Here is a 19,089-nt window from a genome sequence, read left to right on the forward strand (position 1 = left end):
AGGCGCTATGGATATCCGACGCACCCTCCTCTGGATCATATTCTCGTTTTCGCTCTTGCTGCTATGGAACAACTGGCAAGTGCATAATGGCATGCCATCGTTGTTTACCGGTGCGCCCGCCTCTACGCAAAGCGAACCCGCCCAAACAGCTGCGGCCTCGGCCGACCCTGCCCAGGCAGGCGTTCCCGCTAGCGCCCCCGCCGCGCCAGGCGCCACCGAAAACGTCCCCGATTCCGCAGGCAGCGCCGCACCCGCCGGCGAAAAGGTCGACATCACAACCGATGTCTATAACCTGACATTCGACACGCTGGGCGCCCAACTGGTTAAAGCCGAACTTTCGAAGTTTGACGGTTTTGACAACGCCAGCGGCCCAATGGTCTTGCTCGACAACAGCCCCAGTTCGTTTTATGTAGCGCAAACGGGCGTCGTCGGGGCACCGGCCGGTCAAAGCTTTCCTACGCATCTCACCCCGTTCCGCCTGGTTTCGTCCGAAAAGACCCTTACCGGTGACCGCCTCGATGTCGTCTTCGAAGCCGAGTCCGACGGCGTTAAAGTCACCAAAACCTACACGCTTGAACGCGGCAGCTACAACATCCGCGTCAAGCACGACATCCAGAACACCGGCGCGGCGCCTGTCACCCCGTCGGTATACCTGCAGCTTACGCGCGACGGCAACGATCCACCCGACACGTCATTCTTCTACAACACGTTTACCGGGCCTGCGGTTTACTCGCAGCAAGAAAAGTACCAAAAAATCGCGTTCTCTGACATTGACAAGAACAAGGCCGGCTACATCAAGCAAGCCGATGACGGCTGGATCGCCATGGTGCAGCATTACTTTGCCAGCGCCTGGGTGCCCACCGAAGGCAAAACCCGCTACAACGAAGCCTTGCGCGTAGACAACAACCTGTATGCCATCCGTAGCATCGAGCCCGCAGCAACCGTTGCCCCGGGCGACACGGTATCGGTTACGTCACAACTGTGGGTTGGCCCACAAGACCAAGACGCCATGCAGGCCGTCGCTCCTGGCCTCGATGTCGTGGTCGACTACGGCTTCCTGACGATCATTTCCAAGCCATTGTTCAAGCTCATGACCTGGCTGCACAGCTTCCTGGGCAACTGGGGCTGGACAATCGTCGTCCTCACTATCCTGATCAAACTGGTGTTCTACCCGCTGTCTGCGGCCAGCTACCGATCTATGGCCAAAATGAAGCAGGTTACGCCGCGCCTTCAGGCCCTGCGTGAAAAGTTCGGCGACGACCGCGCCAAACTGAACCAGGCCATGATGGAGATGTATCGCACCGAAAAGATCAACCCGCTGGGCGGCTGCTTGCCCATGGTCATCCAGATCCCGGTGTTCATTGCCCTGTACTGGGTACTGCTGGGCAGCGTCGAAATGCGCGGCGCCCCCTGGATCCTCTGGATCCACGACCTGGCCGCGCGCGACCCATGGTTTATTTTGCCCGCCATCATGATGGCAACCATGTTCCTGCAAATTAAACTTAACCCCACACCACCCGACCCAATGCAGGCCCGCATCATGATGCTGATGCCCCTGGTCTTCGGCGGCATGATGTTCTTCTTCCCGGCTGGTCTGGTGCTGTACTGGGTTGTGAATAACGCGATCTCTATCGCCCAGCAGCGGTACATTATGTACAAGCTCGATCAGGAAACTGAAAAAGCAAAAACACATCGCTAACCTTATTGCCGGGCCCCAGAGGCCCGGCAAGTCTATTGGCTGGCAGGTTTCACTATGGTTGCACACGCTCACGAACCCATCGTCGCCATTGCCACCGCCCCCGGGCAAGGCGGCATTGGTGTTATCCGGGTTTCAGGCCGTAACCTGGCGCCGCTGCTCGGTCGGTTATTTAATACACCGTTAAAGCCGCGCCACGCGCACTACCTAAGCTTCAACGACCAGCACGATCAACCCATCGACAAGGGCATTGTGCTGTTTTTCCCCGCCCCCCATTCTTATACCGGCGAAGATGTCCTCGAGCTCCAAGGCCATGGCGGGCCGGCGGTGCTGCGGCGCTTGCTCGACCGCTGTCTTGAAGCCGGGGCCGAGTTTGGCCTGCGGCATGCCGAACCGGGCGAGTTCACCCACCGGGCCTTTCTTAACGAGCGCCTCGACCTGGCCCAGGCCGAAGCCGTTGCCGACCTGATCGAAGCCTCTTCCGAAGCGGCGGCCCGCAGCGCAATGGCCTCGCTCAGCGGCGCGTTTTCGCAGCAAGTGCATCAGCTTGACGACCGCATTGTTCATTTACGCATGCTGGTCGAAGCCACGCTCGACTTCCCCGAAGAAGAAATCGAATTCCTTGAGAAGTACCAGGCACGCGAACAGTTGCAAAGCCTGCAGGCCGACTTAAGCCACCTGCTGCGCCAGGCGGGGCAGGGCATGATTTTGCGCGAAGGCCTGCACGTCGTGCTGGCCGGCCAACCCAATGTGGGTAAATCCAGCCTGCTTAACGCCCTGGCCGGCGACGACATCGCCATCGTGACGCCAGTGGCGGGCACCACCCGCGACAAGGTCGTGCAGCAAATTCACATTCAGGGCGTGCCCATTCACATCATCGACACGGCCGGCTTACGCGACACCGACGACACGGTCGAACGCATTGGTATTGAACGCAGCTGGGCCGAGATCGAGAAGGCCAATGTCATCATTCATCTGCAAGACATCCGTGCCGAAGAAAACCCGCTCGACACCGACATTACCCGCCGCTTGCCCGCTCGCACCCCTGTGCTTAAAGTATTCAACAAGCTCGACCTGGCCCCCGGCAAGCCCGCGTCTTCCGATTCGGTGCTGTACATTTCGGCCAAGACAGGCGAAGGACTGGAACAACTGCGCCAACGTCTGCTGGACATCGCCGGCTGGAAACCCACGTCAGAGTCGCCCTGGCTAGCCCGTGAACGCCACGTCAAGGCACTGCACCTGGCCGCCGAACACATCGACCTCGCCGCGCGTCATGCCGAACACAATGACAGCGTTCTAGACCTGTTTGCCGAAGAACTAAGACTGGCCCATGAAGCCCTGTGCAGCATCACCGGCCAATTCACCAGCGACGACTTGCTCGGTGAAATTTTTTCCAGCTTTTGTATTGGGAAATAATTTAAACCAAGCTAATAAAAAATCCGGCTATAAAAGCCGGATTTATCTGGTCAGGACGGGCGCAATTCATTTTGTATTAAAAGGTAGTAATATCAGGCTTCCTTAGCTGCCTGGACAAGGCACTTGGAAAGTTTGTCGAAGTGCAACAAAGCAGCCTGTGTCAGGGTAACCTGCTTACGACGCGAGTCTTCAGTGTCGGTCAGCATGATCCAGCCTTTGGCGCGCATCGACTTTAACCGGTTATGAATGGTGGCTGGCGAACCCAACTCAGAGTACGCCATCATGTCGCGCACCGAAAGTCGGCTGGCTTCTTTGGCGGCAAACGCTACCATTTGCAAAATACGTTCTTCTAACGGGTCAAGCGCTGGCAACGACGGCAAACCGCGTAAAGACTCGGCCAACTGCAAAAAACGCATGTATATGTCGGCAGGGCGAGTTTTTTCTTTCATGGTTGAAACCGTACGGTTAATAAACAGAAGTAATTAAATAACTACTTGCATAACTGTTCTTGATCTTAACAGCACAGGTTTTGTAGGACAACAGGGCAAATGTCACAAATAGTATTACACCTGGCCATGGCTCTGACGGCTGCGGTCTTGTACGGCGTCGCCTGGTTTTTTAATTACTGGGCATTTATCGGGCTACAAGAAATCCCCGGGGTTAATTGGGTCTTCTTACCTGCCGGCATACGGCTGTTATGCACGCTGTTGTTTGGTTTTTGGGGTGCAGTAGGGCTATGGGCCGCGTCATTCCTTATTGCCACACAGTTTGTGTATCCAGAACAATTTGTTTATGGCCTTGTCGTCAGCGTCTTGGCCGCCCTGTCCCCCTATTTGATCTATCTTTCAGCACGGCATCAATTCGGGCTGCTACCCTCGTTGCACAACCTTTCGCCCCAAAAGTTATTGCTGTTATGCGGAGCCTTTGGCCTGCTAAATGCCATTTTTCATCATTCTTGGTACTGGCTTAGCGCAACAAACAGCATCTCTTTGAAAAGCTTTGTTGCCATGACAACAGGTGATGTCCTTGGGGCCATTATTGTGCTGTACGTCCTAAAAATGGGATTGGTATTCTTGCCCCGGCCCCAAACCAGCGTCCAATAACCGTTAACCGCGCATCATTACTGGTCAAGAATTTCACGTATTTTTGCGGCCAGTTCGTCTTTTCGGTAAGGCTTGGTCAACAGCTGAATGCCCTGCGCCAATTGCTCGCCATCCATCAGGTGGTTTTCGCTGTACCCCGACGTAAACAACACTTTTGCCGTCGGGCATATGGCACGCACCTGGTCTGCCAGTTGTTTGCCATTAATATCGCCCGGCATCACCATGTCGGTAAACAACAAGTCAAATGTCTTGCCAGCAGCCACCGCGGCCAGGGCCTCGGCGCCGTTGGCGTACTCGGTAACGTCATAGCCCAGGCCCGATAACAGCGTTACTGCGTACAGCCGCACCAGTGGGTCATCTTCAACCAGCAAAATACACTCGGCGCCCCCTTTTACCCTGGGTTGTACGCTGGCCTCTGGCAGTGACACGGCCGATTTAACAGCCGGCAAATACAACCTGATCGTCGTCCCGCGCCCTGGCTCGGTCTCGATCTCGGTATGTCCCCCCGACTGCCGCACAAAGCCATACACCATAGCCAGGCCCAGGCCCGTACCTTTACCTTGGTCTTTAGTGGTAAAAAACGGCTCGAAAACACGGTCGAGTATCGCGGGTTCTATACCCGACCCCGTGTCAGTTACCGACACCGCCACGTAGTCACCTGCGGCCATATGACGTTGCTGCGCCTGCTCGGTTGCAAAATGCACATTACTGGTATGAAAGGTCAGCTGCCCGCCAGCACGCATGGCATCGCGCGCATTGATAGCCAAATTCAGCAAGGCATTTTCAAGCTGATGCGCATCAATATTGGCCGACCAAAGGTCGGGGTTTTCGATAATGGTCAGCGTAATATGCTCGCCCACCGCACTTTTAATGAAGCTACGGTTTTTTTCGAGCAAATCGTTGACTGAAACCACCGAGGGCTTTAGCGGCTGTTTGCGCGAAAACGCCAACAAGGCACGGGTAAGTTCTGCACCACGCTGTGCCGCATTAACCACCATGCCCGCCACTTTTTTCATGGGATCTTGCACCGAAAGGTGCGACTCAAGCAGCTCGGCGTTGCCCATAATTACGGTCAGCAGATTGTTAAAGTCGTGCGCCACACCACCGGTAAGCTGCCCCAAAGAGTCCAGCCGCTGCGCACGACGTAGTTGCTCTTCAAGCGCCAAACGCTCTGAAATATCGTTAAAACTTACAACAGCACCGTGTATTTCATCAGACTCGGTAAACACCGGCGACACCATGTATTCGACCGGGAATGACGACCCGTCTTTGCGAAAGAAGACCTCGTCGCTGACACGCCGCACCTTGCCGTCTTGCAGTGTTTTATAAACCGGGCAATTGGTAAACGGATAAGGCTGCGCATCTTTTCTATGGTGATGCACCAGCACATGACTGTTTTTGCCCAGCATTTCGGGTTCGGTATAACCAAACGCCTGTAAAGCTGCTTTGTTCACATACACAATGTTGCCATACTGGTCGACGCCGTTTATACCTTCGGCAACAGCGTTTAACAGCGCTTCGGCCTGGCGCTGGCTATCGGCTAACGCTGCTTCGGCAACTTTACGCGCCGTAATATCAGTAATGTAGCCTTCAAGAAAGGCCACTTCGCCGGTGTCATCCAACACAACCCGGCCTTGTTCCCACACCCACGCAATTTGGCCATCGGCGCGACGTATACGGTAGTTAACATGAAAACTGCCATTTAACCGAACCGCCTCATCAATGCGCGACCCAACATGCGCGATGTCGTCTGGATGAATAACTTGGGCATAAGATAACCGACGGTTAAGTAGCAGGTCGTCGGCGTCGTAACCGGTTAACGATTGCACCGATTGGCTGACATACAGCATTGTCCAGTGATCGTCGTTGCGGCAGCGGTAAACCATACCGGGCAAATTGGCCAAAAAGTTCAGCATCGACTTTTCGGCTTCTTCGCGTTGCGCCTGCGCCAGTTTAATTTCGGTAAAGTCTTCAGCAATGCCAATTAAACCTGTGGGCCGGCCATGGGCATCGTGCTGCACCGACACACTAACCCGCGCCCAAATAATACGCCCGTCTTTGTGCGCGTATCGTTTGTCGACAATAGTATTGCGCTTTAAGCCGCGCAATAACAGTTGAATTTCGTCGTCGGTTTTATGGCGGTCTTCAACATAGGTTACAGCCATGTAATCCAGCGACAACAGCTCTTGTTCGGTATAGCCCAGCATGTCGCAATATGCCCGGTTAACCTGAACGAAGCGCCCGTTCAGGTCGCTGATGGCAATGCCGGTTGCCGCGCCGTAAAACGCGTTATTGATTTCTTGGCCGGTAAACTTGGTTTGCTGCATTTTGCGATCGTGTACAACCAGCAAACCGGTTAATGCAGCCAATTGGTCGAGCATTGAAATATCATCGACAGACGGCTGACAACGATGATCTGCATGCAACGCCAGGGTGCCAATCACCGCCCCTTCGCTGTTACGAAACGGGAAGGAACTGCACGCTGCAACCCCTTCTTTGGCGGCGACGTAACTTACATTGGCCCATAACGGATCGGTTGCGGTGTCGGCCACAATAACAAGGTCGCCAATAAATACCGCACTACCGCAAGACGCCGAACTGGGACCAATGCCCAGGGCACATAACGCACTGACATAACCTTCAGACAAACGCGGTGACAACCCGGGCACCAGACGCCGGCCTTCTTCATCAACAAACAGTATCGACGCCCGTACCCGGGGAAACTCGCTTTCTACAAACGCAATAAGCTCGCCTAAAAGCTCAAACAAGGTCTTGCCCCGTACAGCGTCGCGAAACAGCCGGTTTTGAAGAAGGATCAACGCCCGTTCGGGACTTACGCGACGGGCATCGAATAACTCTGCCATCTGTTTTTCCCCTTGGCTTTGGCCTGGTACATTGCCCGGTCAGCCTTGTTAAGCAAATCGTCTGCGCTAACCCCGTCGTATGGGCAAACCGCGGCGCCAATACTAGCCGACACCGTAAACACATGCTCGCCCACATTCATGGGTTGTTGCAGTGAATCAAGTATTTTATTGACAATGGTTTCAAGATCTTGGCTTTGGTTGACCTGACTGAGAATAATAGTAAATTCGTCACCCGCCAACCGGGCAACAACGTCGGTTGTACGCACAGCCACACGTAAACGTCGGCCCACGCCCTTAAGCACATCGTCACCGGCCTGATGGCCGAAACCATCGTTAATTTCTTTGAACTCATCAAGGTCAATGAACAATAAGGTGAATACGCCCCCGTAGCGCTGGACCCGCGCAATCTCGGTTTCAAGGCGGTCAAAAAACATACGTCGGTTAGGCAAACCGGTCAGTGCGTCAAAATTGGCTTGTTGCCATATCAGGGCTTCCGAAGCTTTCATTCGGGAGATATCGGCAGTTGTCCCCACCATGCGAACAGGCGTACCTGCAGCGTCGCGCTCGACAATCATCCCGCGCTCCAGCACCCACTTCCACGACCCGTCTTTGCAACGCATACGGTGTTCAACCACATAGTCGCTGCGCCCGCCTTTAAGATAGTCATTCATGATCTTCATGACAGCGGGGTAATCATCGGGGTGGATACGACTTGCCCACGCCTCAATCTCTTCCGTCATTTCTTCGGGCTCAAAGCCCAGCAAGGTTTTCCAGCGTGCCGAGACATGATTTTTGCCTGTAGCAATATCGTGATCCCATACGCCGTCCCCCGCCCCTTCAAGCGCAAACTTCCAGCGCTGTTCGCTAACCTGGAGTTGATGATTGATGCGGCGGATTTGACGCAAGGCCCGGGTACGGTCAGCCACCAGCCAGGTCAGCACTGCTAAAAAGGCACTAAGCAAAAGACCGATAAAAACAACCCAACTACCCGACGAATTGCGAAACTGCCCGTGGAATTTCTGGGTTGAAGTGATGTCCAGTTCCCAGGTGCGACCCAACAAGCTTACGGTGCGCGTCGCCACCAAAGGTTCAAAACCATTGGGGCGTGCGTCTGCGGCAATATCAGACGCAAACACCAACTGCCGCTTGCCGGCATCGGTGGCATCAAACACATTAAGCGCCAGCGCAAAGCCCTGCCCGTCAAATGTTGCGGCCAATGTTTCGTCTATTCGAAAGGCAATATATATCCAGCCCATTAACGTTGACGGCTTGATGGTGCTGGACAACGCAAACTCGGCGTCGATAGGCATGAACAGCAGATAGCCAGTGGCATCTTGCGTGCCGTTGTTTTCGTACTGAAGCAAACGTACCGGCTTGGACAGTACGGCAACCGAAGCCTTTGCCGATTCGCGCAACGCTGTTTCGCGGTTAGGGTCGTTAAAAGCATCTACGCCGACAATGCCCAAATTCCGTTCATTTTCGGGGTAGATGTATTCGATAGTGGCTTTGGTTTTGTCGGCATTCAGGGCAATGTACCCCAACGCCACAATGCCAGGAGATTGCTTCTGGAAATTCAGCGAATCGACAAATTCGACGAACTCGCCACGGTCGACGGCATCAGAAGCCGCAAACAAAGCACGGATGGCTTCCAGGCGCGACTGATATTGCAAAAAGCGCGCCTGAAACTGGTCGAGCGTTTGGTCTACCTGAACCGTAAAAGCGCGCTGAACTTCGGCCTGATTGGCACGGTCGAACACTAACCAGGACGCGTAAGTCAGCAAAAAGCCGCCGGCCAATACCAGCAAAGGCAAAACCAAAAAGTGATAACGCAAACGCCGGTAGGTGCGGCTATGCGATCGACGGGTGCCTTGCATTGATGCTCAAACGTAACGTGTCGTGACAGCTCATTGGATGATGCAACTGCAAAAAATGCAAGTTCATTTTTTGCAGGGTTCACCCTATTTTATTTATAAAGAATAAATATTATGATTTATAAGTAATTAACGATATTTGCTTTTACTCTAGATGCGAGCCCGAACATGACCCAATCCACCCAATACAAACTACTGTCCGTCAAATTTACCGATGCCATTGCTTTGGTAACACTTACCCGGCCTGCCAAGCGTAACGCGATCAACCTCGATCTGGTCGGTGAACTTAACCATTGTTTCGGGTCAATGCCCGACACGGTAAAAGCCATCATTTTGCACGGCGAGGGCGACCACTTCTGTGCCGGGCTCGACTTGTCAGAAGTCCGCGAACATACCGTACCGCAATCGGTCATGCATTCGCGTATGTGGCACGAAGCCTTCGAAAAAATCCAGTTTGGGCGCGCTCCCGTTATTGCGGTCTTGCATGGTGCAGTCGTCGGCGGCGGGCTCGAACTAGCGTCTGCAACCCATATTCGTGTCGCTGAGAACACCGCGTTTTATGCCTTGCCCGAAGGCAAACGGGGGTTGTTCGTTGGGGGTGGCGGCTCGGTACGTATTTCGCGTCTTATCGGCGTCAACCGCATGTCCGACCTGATGCTCACCGGGCGTGTGCTTAGCGCCGACGAGGGCCAGCAAGTAGGCATTTCCACTTACCTGACCGAACCCGGCGAAGGGCTTAAGAAAGCCATGGAACTGGCCCAGGGCATTGCTACCAACGCGGCCATGACAAATTACGGTGTCATGCACATGTTGCCTCGCATCGCCGACCAAACCATTCAAGACGGTATGGCAACCGAATCACTCATGGCCGCAGTCGCCCAAACCGACCCGGCAACGCAACGTTTGCTGGCCGAGTTTCTTGACCAGAAAAAGAACAAAGTTCAACGGAGCTGATCACCATGTTTCAGTACCAACCCCCACTTAAAGACATTAATTTTGTTCTGGCCGACATGTTCCGGGCTGCCGACGTTTTGCAGCAATACCCTGAATTTGCCGACGTTGACCACGCACTAATTCAGCAAGTCGTCGAAGAAGCCGGGCGATTTGCCAGCCAAGTCCTGTTTCCGCTTAACGCCACTGCTGATGCCAAAGGCGCTACCCTTGAAAACGGCCGGGTCGTTACACCACAAGGGTTTGCCCAGGCTTATCACCAGTTTTGCGAAGCCGGCTGGCCGGCACTGGCGTGCGACCCCGACTACGGCGGGCAGGGGTTGCCCCATACCCTGAACAGCGTCCTGTACGAAATGCTCAATGCCACAAACCTGGCCTGGACAATGTTCCCCGGTTTGCTGCATGGCGCCTATTCCTGCATTCACCGATACGCCAACGACAACATCAAAAATACCTACCTGCCAAAAATTGTCAGCGGCGAATGGTTGGCCACCATGTGCTTGACCGAACCTCACGCCGGCAGCGACCTGGGTTTACTGCGCACCAAAGCCCTGCCCAACGACGACGGCAGCTACCAAATCACCGGCACCAAAATTTTTATCTCTGGCGGCGACCAGGACATTACCGACAACATCGTTCATCTGGTACTGGCGCGCTTACCCGACGCGCCTGCCGGCAGCAAAGGTATTTCGTTGTTTGTCGTGCCCAAGATATTTCCCGATGGCGACCGCGCCGGGCAACACAACGCCGTCACCTGCACCGGGCTTGAGCACAAAATGGGCATCCATGGCAGCCCGACCTGCACCATGCAGTTCGACGACGCTACCGGCTGGCTGGTGGGCGAACCGCACCGTGGCCTGACGGCCATGTTCGTCATGATGAACTCGGCCCGCCTGCAAGTAGGTATTGGCGGCCTGGGTATTGCCGAAACGGCCTACCAAAATGCATTGGTTTACGCCAACGAACGGCTTCAGTCGCGCGCCGTCATGCGGCCGGAGCATCGCAAAACAGAACCCGCCGACCCAATTGTCATGCACCCGCCGGTGCAACGCTTGTTAATGACACAACGCGCCTGGGTAGAGGGCAGCCGGATGCTGGCCTATTACAGCGCCCTGCTGCTTGATGGCGCCGAACACCACCCCGACACCGCCCAACGCAAAGCGTTTGACGAGCAACTGGCGCTACTGACGCCGATCATCAAAGCATTAATGACCGATCAAGGGTTCGCCGGTGCCAGCCAGGCACTGCAAATATATGGCGGCCACGGGTATGTATGCGAAACCGGTATTGAACAGTACATGCGTGATGTTCGCATCACCATGATTTACGAAGGCACCAACGAAATCCAGGCCATAGATTTGCTGATGCGAAAGATACTGGCCGACAACGGCAAACGCCTGGGCATGTTGCTGGACGACGTCGAACAAACCGTTGCCGAAACAACCCACGAATCGTTGGCAAGCGCGACAACCACCCTTTTGGCATTAACACATGACATACGTACGCTAATGCCCGAAATTGGCCAAGCCGGACTTGACTACCCCGACTTGCCCCACCAGATTGCCCCCGAAGTGCTGCGCCTGGTTGGCCACTGCGTCATTGCATGGCTTTGGCTTAAGGCAGCCAATGTTGCCCGTACCCTGCAAGACAAAGACCCTGACTTTTATCTGGCAAAACAAGCCACGGCGCAGTACTACTTTACATTTGTCTTGCCCGAGTCGCAGCAGCTAATTACCGTCATCAAGCAATGCCTGGCCAACGCCAAGGCAGGCAAACACCAAAACTACCAAACGGTACTGTCTGTGCAATGACGGCCAAGGCAACCTCGCGCCAGCCCGCCCCGGTAGACCAGTCTTATTTACTTGGTCTGCTGGGGTACAACTGCTTGCAGGCGTATCTTAAAATCATTCCGCAAGTAAAAAAGCAGCTCAAAAGAGTTCAGTTACGTCCGGTCGAATTCACCGTTTTAGCCGTTATCGCAGACAACCCCGACATCAACCAAAAGCGCCTGGGCGAAACCATCAACGTTTCGCCACCTAATCTGGCGACCTTGCTTGACCGCATGCAAGCCGATGGCCTGCTGACCCGTCAGCGCAACCCCAACGACAAACGCTCCCAGATACTGGCGCTTACACTGCCGGGTAAACAACGCTACGAGAAGGCCCGTGCCGGTGTCGCCGACCTTGATCGCCCTGCATCGCTGTCTCCCGACGAGCACGACCAACTCATCCACCTGTTGCAAAAAGTATTTCTGTAACCTGTTTCTCTAAAGGCGTCACATGAATCTGGTGACCGAACTTCCCGACCGACCCCTGGACATTATTGGTGATATTCATGGCGAAATTGATGCGCTGGAATTATTGCTTGAACGTTTAGGCTATTCGCCCGGTGGCCATCACCCGCAGAACCGCATCCCGGTGTTTGTGGGCGACCTTGTCGACCGCGGGCCTGACAGCCATGGCGTGGTCAGGCGCGTACAAGAACTGGTAGAAAACCACCAGGCGCGAGCTATTTTAGGAAACCACGAGCTCAATTTGTTGACTGACGATATTAAAGACGGCTCGGGCTGGTTTTTTGACGAACGCTACCAGCAAGATCTGAAAAACTACGCGCCTTTTACACGAACACCTGCGTCAGAGCGACATGAAATCCGTACATTCCTGAACAGCTTGCCCGTTGTTTTGTTGGGTCGAAACCTTAGAATTGTTCATGCGGCGTGGTCACAAACCGCCGTTCAAGCAATTCAAGACATCCCTTTAGGCAACGTTACCGAAGCATTCAAGCGCTGGGACGAAGAAGCGCAAAAGGCTGCAGAACACAGTGGCCTTTACGACCAATACCTTGAAGAGAAGCAACGTTGGGCCAAAGCACTGGAAGATGACACGACGGCGCCACCCGTTCTTGAACATATTGCGCAATACGAAGCCATGCAGCAGATGGTTAACCCGTTCAAGGTGCTGACGTCGGGCGTCGAGCAAAAAGCGGTCAAGCCGTTCTTTGCAGGCGGGCGCTGGCGCTTTTCCGACCGCGTTAACTGGTGGGATGACTACCGGGGTACGGAAAACGTCGTGATCGGCCATTACTGGCGCTTGTATCGGCAGAAAGTTACCCAGGCAAGCCCACGATACACGCAGCTTTTCAGCAATATCCATTCTGTCGCCTGGTACGGCTACAGGCAAAAAGTGTTTTGCATCGACTACTCGGTTGGCGCGCGTTGGCGAGACCGCAAGGCAAACCGCCCCGTCAGTCAGTCCAGGTTTAAGCTGGGTGCGCTGCGCTGGCCCGAAAACCAGCTGGTATTTGACGACGGCACCATGGTGGATACCATCAGGTAAACCCACCGGGTTTTCTGTCCATTAACGACTTCAAAAAGGGCCTGTTAGCCCTTTTTTTTCGTCCATTTTCCTTACGATAAGACTTGGGTTACATAAAATTACAATAAAGCGGCCTGTGGATAACGTCTAGAGCGCGGCAATGTGAACAGCTTGTGGACGAGACAGGCATAACCTTCGATTTCTGGGGTCGTCCAAAAATTGTCCAGAAACCGTCCTTGGCTTACGCCCAAGTTAGTCCAGAGATTTTTTTTGGTTAAGTCATTGTTCTTAAACATGCAAATACGCTTGTTCCAGTTATCCACAGACACCCATTATCAGTAATCATTTGATATCAAAGAAAAGGAATAACTAAAACACTTTGTTCCCAACGCCAGCGGCGGCAAGCCGCTGCACAAGACCCGACAAAGTTCATATACTTCGCTACGTTCAGTTCAAAGCACAGCCAAACGAGCCAAAGCGTTGTCCAGCGTTTGTCGTTGCTTGGCAAAGCAAAACCGAACCAAATGATTGTTTGCCGCTTTCGATTCAGGGTTCATGTAAAACGCCGACAACGGGATGACAGTCACACCGTTTTCAACTGTTAATTTTTTCGCAAAGGTGCTTTCGGGTTCTGAACTAAGGTTTTTGTAGTTGGCCAGTAAAAAAAACGTACTGTGGCTTTTGTAAGGAACAAATTTTGTAGATGCCAACCCTTTTTCCAGGTAGTCACGCTTTTCTTGGTAAAAACTTGCCAAACCGTTAAACGTGGCTTTGTCGTCGGCATATTTGGCCAAAGCTACTTGCATGGGTGACGTTACGGTAAACACCGTAAATTGGTGAACTTTTCTGATTTCTTTCATCAGGTCAAGCGGCGCTACGCAGTAACCGATTTTCCACCCTGTAATGTGATAAGTCTTGCCAAATGAAGAAACAACAACTGAACGATTGGCCAGATTCGGCCTTGACGACATGCCCAAATGAGGTTTGTTTTCAAAAACAATGTGTTCATAGACTTCATCTGACAACACATAAAAGGGGTAACGCTCAAGCAAGTTTTCAAGCGCATTTAAATCGTTTGCGTTCAGTGTCATCCCCGTTGGGTTGTGCGGGGTATTTAAAATCAGCAGCCGTGTTTTTTCGGTCAGTGCGTTTTCTACTTTGTTCCAGTCAATGCGGTAGCTTTCTTCAGGCGTCTTGGGCACTGTCATTTGCACAAGTACGGGCCGTCCGCCAGCAAGTTCAATGGCAGGGACATACAAGTCGTACATGGGTTCAATAACAATCACTTCGTCGCCTGGTTTAACCAGGGCCTGAATAGATATCATCAGTGCCTCGGTTGCACCGGCGGTTACCGTAATTTCGGTATCGGTGCTGTATCGGTGCTGATATAAATCAAATATTTTTTTTGATATGGCTTGGCGTAAAGGTGCAATGCCTGCCATGGGCGGATACTGGTTATAGCCATTTTTCATGGCCTCGGTTGTCAGGTTTATCAGTCGTTCGTCAGGGTTAAAGTCGGGAAACCCCTGCCCCAAATTAACGGCATTGTGTTCAGTAGCCAGCTGGCTCATGACGGTAAAAATGGTAGTGCCTACATTGGGTAGTTTTGATTCGATATTCATATGTGCCATGTCTCTTGGTAGCTTTTGTCTGGTTAGTGTCGGTTTTGGGCGGTTTGGCTTGGGGTAATCATGTATTTGAAATATCTGCGCGCTATGGTTATTCTTGCGGTGCATTTGAATTCAAGCTGTGCGTAAGTCTCGTTTGGTTATTAAGTTAAGCGTATCCAGTTCGTGTCGGCGCCCTTGGTTCATTGTTTTTTTTGTTTCTACTTAGGACGCTAGTACTATGGCTCAAACGGGCAAAGTTAAATGGTTTAACGCCGACAAAGGTTTTGGTTTTATTACGCCCGACGCGGGTGGCGCAGACGTGTTTGCTCACTTCTCCGCTATCGACGGTCGCGGTTATCGCAGCCTTAACGAAGGCCAGGCGGTAGAGTTTGAAGTTAACGATGGCCCCAAAGGTCCTCAAGCTGCTCAAATTCGTCCCCTGTAAGATGTAAGCAGTTCGCTGCAGTGCATCTCAACCCCGGCTTTGCCGGGGTTTTTTTATTCACATTTTATCCTTGTTGTTCCCACAGCTTTATACACATAGTTATCCACAGAGCCTATTTAGCGTTGTGTTTCACGTGAAACGTTAACTTTTTTACAGATCATGTTTCGCAGCGCATAGGGACGAATTCATTTGGCATACACGTTTTGGTAGGTGCATTTAAAGTTGTGTTGTTGGGTGTATCGCTGCCTACTTTTATGTTCCACGTGAAACAAGAATGAATGGAATCTAGGTAATGGTGCATTTGTCAATCGATGACACTATGTTTCACGTGGAACTCAATGTCGGAAGTTATAATCAACGACATACAGTCTTTTAAAGTAATTACCCATGATCTACCCAGATGAGTTTGACGTCATCGTTATTGGTGGTGGTCACGCTGGCACCGAAGCCGCACTTGCGGCAGCAAGAACAGGCGTTTCTACACTGCTCCTTACCCACAATATAGATACGCTTGGCCAAATGTCTTGCAACCCCTCTATCGGAGGGATTGGTAAGGGGCATTTGGTTAAAGAGGTAGATGCCATGGGTGGGGCGATGGCGCTTGCCACCGATAAGGCGGGGATACAGTTTCGAACACTCAATAGTTCAAAAGGCCCGGCGGTGCGCGCAACACGCGCTCAGGCAGACCGTTCGCTGTATCGAAGCGCGATCCGGCAAATTCTAGAGAATCAGCCTAATTTGACAATCTTTCAGCAATCGGTTGAAGACCTGTTAGTTGAGGGAGATCGGGTTACAGGCGCAGTAACGAAAATCGGACTGTCGTTTAAAGGGCGAGCGGTTGTGTTGACAGCCGGTACGTTTCTAAACGGTTTGATTCACGTGGGGCTGGATAATTACTCGGGCGGCCGTGCCGGAGACCCGCCGGCAGTATCTTTAGGGCAGCGCCTTAAAGAACTGAAGCTACCCCAAGGCCGCCTTAAGACAGGTACGCCACCGCGGATCGATGCGCGAAGCATAGACTTCAGTCGGACCCAGGTGCAGCCTGGCGACACAGACCCAATTCCTGTGTTTTCGTTTATGGGTGATGCATCTATGCATCCGGCGCAAATGCCCTGCTGGATTACGCATACTAACGAACGTACGCACGATATTATTCGTTCAGGCCTGGATAGGTCGCCCATGTATAGCGACCAAGGTCAAATTGAAGGGATTGGTCCTCGCTACTGTCCGTCAATTGAAGACAAAATCCATCGCTTTGCCGACAAGTCCAGTCATCAAATTTTTTTAGAACCCGAAGGCTTTACGACAACAGAGATCTACCCCAACGGCGTGTCTACCAGTTTGCCGTTTGATATTCAGTTTGCCTTGATCAGAACATTGCCCGGCCTGGAAAACGCAGTCATTATGCGACCCGGGTATGCCATTGAATATGATTACTTTGATCCACGTGAATTAAAGTTTTCATTAGAAACCAAAGCTATTTCGGGTTTGTTCTTTGCCGGTCAAATTAATGGCACCACCGGGTACGAAGAGGCTGCCGCGCAAGGGTTGCTGGCCGGTGTAAACGCGGCGCGTCATGCAAAAGAACTTGACGCATGGTGTCCGAAGCGTAACGAGGCTTACCTGGGTGTATTGGTTGACGATTTGATTACACGGGGCGTTACAGAGCCTTATCGTATGTTTACGTCTCGCGCCGAATTCCGTCTAAGCCTGCGTGAAGATAATGCCGATTTACGATTGACCGAAATTGGACGAAATTTGGGTTTGGTAGACGATGCCCGTTGGGATGCTTTTAACCGAAAGCGAGACGCTGTTTCACGTGAAATAGAACGTTTGAAGAAAACCTGGGTTAACCCTCGCATTATCAGTGAAGCAGTTGCCCAAGACGTTGTTGGTAAAAAGCTGGAACGCGATTACGCTTTGCTTGATTTGTTAAAGCGCCCCGAAGTGACTTATAAAAAGCTGACTGAACTAACGACTATCGATGGACAAAACATCGGCGGCCCTTCGGTCGAAGATCCTGTTGTGGCCGAACAAGTCGAAATTCAGGTCAAGTACGAAGGATACGTTAACCGCCAGCAAGAAGACGTCAAAAAGCAAGCCGCTCAAGAAGAGCAAAAAATCCCTGAGAATCTTGATTACGATGCAATCGCCAGTTTGTCGATAGAGGTACGTCAAAAACTTAAGCAAAGCCGCCCAGAAACTATTGGCCAGGCGCGTCGGGTATCGGGTGTAACACCGGCGGCTATTTCGTTGTTGTTGATTCACATTAAACGACACAATTACGGAAAGCACGTGGCATGAAGGCGTTGACTTCTGTGTATCTACGGCGTCTTCAAGATGCCGTTGCTCAGTTGGGTATCGAAGCGACTGACACGCAGTGCGAATTGCTGCTGCAATACTTGCAGCAGCTTCAAAAATGGAATAGAACGTATAATCTGACGGCTATTCGTGACCCGGAACAAATGTTGGTTCAACATGCGTTCGATAGTCTAGCTATTATTCCGGCACTTAAGAAACATTTAGATACATTTAGGGCCGATAACGAAACGCTACCCATCGTTGATGTCGGTTCGGGTGCGGGTTTACCGGGCGTGGTCATTGCAATTTTGCTGCCAGGCACGCAAGTACACTGCATTGATGCCGTCGAAAAGAAAATGGCATTTGTCAGACAGGTTTCTGGCTCGTTAAAACTGGCTAACCTGCATGCCCATCATGCCCGTGTAGAGTCGCTGCCTCCCTTCAATGCGCAAGTCGTTGTATCGCGCGCGTTTGCTTCATTAAACGATTTTGCCAATTGGTCGGGTCGGCACGTTGCAGCCTCTGGGGTATTGCTTGCCATGAAAGGTCGCGAACCCCACGAAGAAATTGACGCGTTGCACGAACAAACCGAATGGCGTGTCAGTGCAATCGAACCCCTACATGTACCGGCACTTGATGCCCAACGTTGCCTGGTCTGGATGAGCCGCAAGGAAATTAAATGACCCAAGATTCACAAACGAAAATTGCCAAGGTCTTTTGCATTGCCAACCAAAAAGGTGGTGTCGGCAAAACAACCACAGCAATCAACCTGGCAGCGGCATTGGTCATGCAACGTCAACGTGTTTTGCTTATCGACCTCGACCCTCAAGGCAACGCAACCATGGGTAGTGGTGTTGATAAAAACACAGAAAATGCAAATCTTTACCATGTGCTGATTGGCGAGGCCGATATTGCTCAGGCGCGCGTTAAATCGCCCACCGGCCAATACGATGTTTTGCCCGCAAATCGCGAGCTTTCAGGCGCAGAAATCGATCTGGTTCAAATGGACGACCGCGAACAGCAGCTGAAAAATGCCATTCAGACGGTTATTTCCGAATATGACTTTATTCTGATCGATTGCCCGCCGACGCTGTCATTGCTGACACTAAACGGCTTGGCCGGTGCACATGGTGTCATTATTCCAATGCAATGTGAATACTTTGCCCTCGAGGGGTTGTCTGATCTGGTCAACACAATCAAACGGGTGCATCGCAATATCAACCCCGACTTACAGCTTATTGGCTTACTTCGGGTCATGTTCGATAGCCGCGTAACGCTGCAACAACAGGTTTCTGCGCAAATAGAACGTCACTTTGGCGATAAGGTTTTCAAAGCCGTCGTGCCGCGCAATGTACGCCTGGCCGAAGCCCCAAGTCACGGCATGCCGGGCACGGTATACGATAAAAGCTCGCGTGGCGCAAAAGCCTATATCGAGTTTGCCAAAGAACTGGTCAAGCGGGTCAAGCAAGACGCCAAGAATAAAACTGTCCAAAACGAACCCTCGCATACATAAGGAAT

At 52.4% G+C, this 19,089-nt stretch carries 15 protein-coding genes; 11 read left to right on the forward strand and 4 right to left on the reverse strand.

The genetic code is table 11. The annotated features are described in order from the left end of the window. Positions 1-7 precede the first annotated feature (7 nt). On the forward strand, positions 8-1,699 hold the full coding sequence (gene yidC, locus GTU67_RS04135) for a membrane protein insertase YidC (protein ID WP_185778897.1): 1,692 nt from the start codon (positions 8-10) through the stop codon (positions 1,697-1,699). Between the two features lie 54 nt (positions 1,700-1,753). Beyond that, a complete protein-coding gene (mnmE, locus tag GTU67_RS04140; RefSeq protein WP_185778898.1) occupies positions 1,754-3,112 on the forward strand; it encodes a tRNA uridine-5-carboxymethylaminomethyl(34) synthesis GTPase MnmE in 1,359 nt (452 codons plus the stop codon). A 92-nt stretch (positions 3,113-3,204) separates the two neighbouring features. Here the strand turns inward: mnmE and GTU67_RS04145 are convergent, their stop codons facing one another. Continuing rightward, the gene (locus GTU67_RS04145) at positions 3,205-3,561 is read right to left on the reverse strand and encodes a MarR family transcriptional regulator (protein WP_093971511.1); all 357 of its coding nucleotides are present in this window, start codon (positions 3,559-3,561) and stop codon (positions 3,205-3,207) included. 99 nt (positions 3,562-3,660) lie between these two features. On the opposite strand from GTU67_RS04145, the gene GTU67_RS04150 reads away from it, so the two are divergent. Then, entirely contained in the window at positions 3,661-4,215 is a 555-nt protein-coding gene (locus GTU67_RS04150) for a hypothetical protein (RefSeq protein ID WP_185778899.1), read from the forward strand. A gap of 17 nt (positions 4,216-4,232) precedes the next feature. Here GTU67_RS04150 and GTU67_RS04155 read toward each other — a convergent pair whose 3' ends face one another. Further along, positions 4,233-7,079, reverse strand: coding sequence for a PAS domain S-box protein (locus GTU67_RS04155; RefSeq protein ID WP_185778900.1), 2,847 nt, complete (start codon positions 7,077-7,079; stop codon positions 4,233-4,235). Then, positions 7,049-8,953, reverse strand: a complete 1,905-nt coding sequence (locus tag GTU67_RS04160; protein ID WP_185778901.1) for a sensor domain-containing diguanylate cyclase — start codon at positions 8,951-8,953, stop codon at positions 7,049-7,051. Before GTU67_RS04160 ends, GTU67_RS04155 begins: the two co-directional genes overlap by 31 nt. Positions 8,954-9,118: 165 nt before the next feature. Between GTU67_RS04160 and GTU67_RS04165 the strand changes: the two genes are divergently transcribed. Genes GTU67_RS04165 through GTU67_RS04180 form a run of 4 tightly spaced genes read left to right on the forward strand, consistent with a single transcriptional unit; the run spans position 9,119 to position 13,236 of the window. Then, positions 9,119-9,904 carry a crotonase/enoyl-CoA hydratase family protein gene (locus tag GTU67_RS04165; RefSeq protein WP_185778902.1) on the forward strand — a complete coding sequence of 262 codons (786 nt, stop codon included), beginning with the start codon at positions 9,119-9,121 and terminating at the stop codon, positions 9,902-9,904. 5 nt (positions 9,905-9,909) lie between these two features. After that, a complete protein-coding gene (locus GTU67_RS04170) occupies positions 9,910-11,712 on the forward strand; it encodes an acyl-CoA dehydrogenase family protein (RefSeq protein ID WP_185778903.1) in 1,803 nt (600 codons plus the stop codon). Next, entirely contained in the window at positions 11,709-12,158 is a 450-nt protein-coding gene (locus GTU67_RS04175; protein WP_185778904.1) for a MarR family winged helix-turn-helix transcriptional regulator, read from the forward strand. Before GTU67_RS04170 ends, GTU67_RS04175 begins: the two co-directional genes overlap by 4 nt. A gap of 22 nt (positions 12,159-12,180) precedes the next feature. Beyond that, the gene (locus tag GTU67_RS04180) at positions 12,181-13,236 is read left to right on the forward strand and encodes a metallophosphoesterase (protein WP_185778905.1); all 1,056 of its coding nucleotides are present in this window, start codon (positions 12,181-12,183) and stop codon (positions 13,234-13,236) included. A gap of 431 nt (positions 13,237-13,667) precedes the next feature. Here the strand turns inward: GTU67_RS04180 and GTU67_RS04185 are convergent, their stop codons facing one another. Then, the gene (locus GTU67_RS04185; protein ID WP_185779028.1) at positions 13,668-14,837 is read right to left on the reverse strand and encodes a methionine aminotransferase; all 1,170 of its coding nucleotides are present in this window, start codon (positions 14,835-14,837) and stop codon (positions 13,668-13,670) included. Positions 14,838-15,063: 226 nt separating this feature from the next. Here GTU67_RS04185 and GTU67_RS04190 point away from each other — a divergent pair, with 226 nt between their 5' ends. The 4 genes from GTU67_RS04190 to GTU67_RS04205 all read left to right on the forward strand — a co-directional run bounded on the left by GTU67_RS04190 (position 15,064) and on the right by GTU67_RS04205 (position 19,084). Further along, a complete protein-coding gene (locus tag GTU67_RS04190; protein WP_093971502.1) occupies positions 15,064-15,270 on the forward strand; it encodes a cold-shock protein in 207 nt (68 codons plus the stop codon). A 387-nt stretch (positions 15,271-15,657) separates the two neighbouring features. Next, a complete protein-coding gene (gene mnmG / locus GTU67_RS04195; RefSeq protein WP_185778906.1) occupies positions 15,658-17,574 on the forward strand; it encodes a tRNA uridine-5-carboxymethylaminomethyl(34) synthesis enzyme MnmG in 1,917 nt (638 codons plus the stop codon). Beyond that, complete coding sequence (rsmG, locus tag GTU67_RS04200) at positions 17,571-18,254, forward strand: 16S rRNA (guanine(527)-N(7))-methyltransferase RsmG (protein WP_185778907.1); 684 nt, start codon at positions 17,571-17,573, stop codon at positions 18,252-18,254. Before mnmG ends, rsmG begins: the two co-directional genes overlap by 4 nt. Next, entirely contained in the window at positions 18,251-19,084 is an 834-nt protein-coding gene (locus GTU67_RS04205; RefSeq protein WP_185778908.1) for a ParA family protein, read from the forward strand. Before rsmG ends, GTU67_RS04205 begins: the two co-directional genes overlap by 4 nt. Positions 19,085-19,089: the final 5 nt, after the last annotated feature.

Source organism: Pusillimonas minor (assembly GCF_014237865.1).
GTDB classification, from domain to species: domain Bacteria; phylum Pseudomonadota; class Gammaproteobacteria; order Burkholderiales; family Burkholderiaceae_B; genus Neopusillimonas; species Neopusillimonas minor.